We start from the raw sequence: 2023 nt of genomic DNA on the forward strand, positions 1-2023 counted from the left end.
TCGGAGATGACGATAGATTGAGTTTGGCCGTTACCTCAGAGCAGACCTTTGCAATCGGTTCATCCAGCTTTGCTCTTTTGGCCGGAATGCTATTATCAGACACGCCGTTATTACGAACGGGTTTGTTTATTTCTCCACCAATCTGACCATCCATGGTTGATCTCCCTACTGCAATCTGAAGGACTCAATTGAAACTGTTTAATAATATGACCTTAAAATCGTACGAAAGTTTCATTTGGAGAGTATTTCGTTGCCATTAATGGACATCACCAAACTATTATCATCTGTCCAATGCGTCACAAATCGAATTCAAATTCACGCTGTTAATAAACTCTTCGGCAATTTTTGTCAGCTCATTGGATTTCAGCAGCAGAGCATTACTGGCGTTTTGTGCTTCCCGCAAGTAGGCATCTTCAACCGTTTTTTGGAACTGGGAAGAGCTATCAATGAGCGTCATCATGCCATACAGCTCTTCTGGAGAAGATGGCTCATGAGCGCCGTAGTAGTCCCGCTTGAAAGTGTTAGAGCCGAGAGCAGCACTGGCCCAACAATACCTTAAGCCACCACCTTTCGAGTGTGTCATTTCATACAAGTAATGACTGAAGGCCTGCAGGATCCCTTGCTTGCATTTGTTTTTTAAATCGTTCAGAGTGCGCTTTTCGTACCATAGGTCCAAACTGGGCTTTGATTTGATCGTTTCGGATAACTTCTTCAATTCCGGGCTGTTTTCAAGTTTCCGTTGAAACAGGGCTTCGGCTTTTTCCTTAATCATTGTGCTGTCCCATAAAGGCTGACCCAGGATAATCACCGGACGGTGATTCGCCTTGCCTGAGGTTAACTGTGGAAACGCGGGCTGGCTTACCAGCATTCGTTCTACATTCGGAATCCCCCCGGGTTGGTCCGTCCAGGCATTCTTTATAGATCGATTGACAATCTGATCTTCAAGGAATGAAGAAGAACCCTCATGACAATGAGTGATGAAGATGGCATTCATTTTTTCCTTTTGGAAGCGCTCATAAATCAACTGCAATTGCTGGCTATTTTTTTCCCTGGACAACAATGTCGTGTACCACTTTTTCAGGCAATGGGTGGCGGCAACCTTGAGTTCATCGACGCCTTGCAGACGCACCAAAAGCTCATGATGTTGTTCGGCAGTGATAATAGAGGACCACGAGGACGGCAGTGGATCCAGCCAACCCAATAACAGAGCTTCACGGGCAAAGCGAATCACCGAAGGCCTGGCCAAGTTACTCTTCATCAGTATATCCACGTTTGAACGCAACCATTCGTAAGTGTCTACTCCGGCCTGTTCAATCATTTTTGAATGGAGTGACTTGAGTGGTTCAATGACCCGATCTTCATCACTGTCAGACAATATTTGTATGACTGCCTCCGACATCGGCCTATAGTCACGCTCAGTTCCTCTTACCGTACCGACCAAGTTCCGGTTGGGGCTTGTCAATGCTTTTGTCTTTTGCAACTCAAGTATTGAGACACCCAGGGAAAACCCGGCTAAATCTTTTTCCTGCCAAAGTTTCTCTACCATTGTGGAAATTGAGAAAATAGACCAATAGGTTATTGGTAATACAATGCCTGTCTGAACCGTTTTCTTCAGTTCCTCAAGGCTTATGCCACAGACTTTAGCCAGAGCCTGCTGTTGCGCTAAATCAGCAATCTTCATGAGGTCCTTCAGGAGCTTTATCACGTGCTCCTCGATCTCGCCTGGTATAGGGCAGTCATCAATGACATTCCCGCTGGACTGTAATTCAGAGGTGATTTCTGTTAACTCCCCGGGCGCCCCGCCCAAATCTACTGATTCCCAGGTTTGACCTCCATCCGCAGAATACTCAGCAAAGCTGTGGACAATGCTATCCATTTGCCGGCAGGGGATCCCAAAATAACGACAAAAAGCGATAAAAACAGGCACACGATGACGACAGCTACCTTGTTGCCGTGTTACCAGGAAGCGAAAGAAATTTTGTTGGGCTTCTGGTTCAGCTTCACCGGAAAACGGTTTGCAATA

1 protein-coding gene is annotated in these 2023 nt (G+C 46.0%); it reads right to left on the reverse strand.

The window, feature by feature from the left end:
* Positions 1-280: 280 nt before the first annotated feature.
* Positions 281-2023: transglutaminase-like domain-containing protein (locus tag KDK18_RS01135; RefSeq protein WP_257252587.1), on the reverse strand; the 1743-nt coding region annotated here is incomplete at its 5' end.

The sequence above is a fragment of the Endozoicomonas sp. SESOKO3 genome (assembly GCF_024606255.1).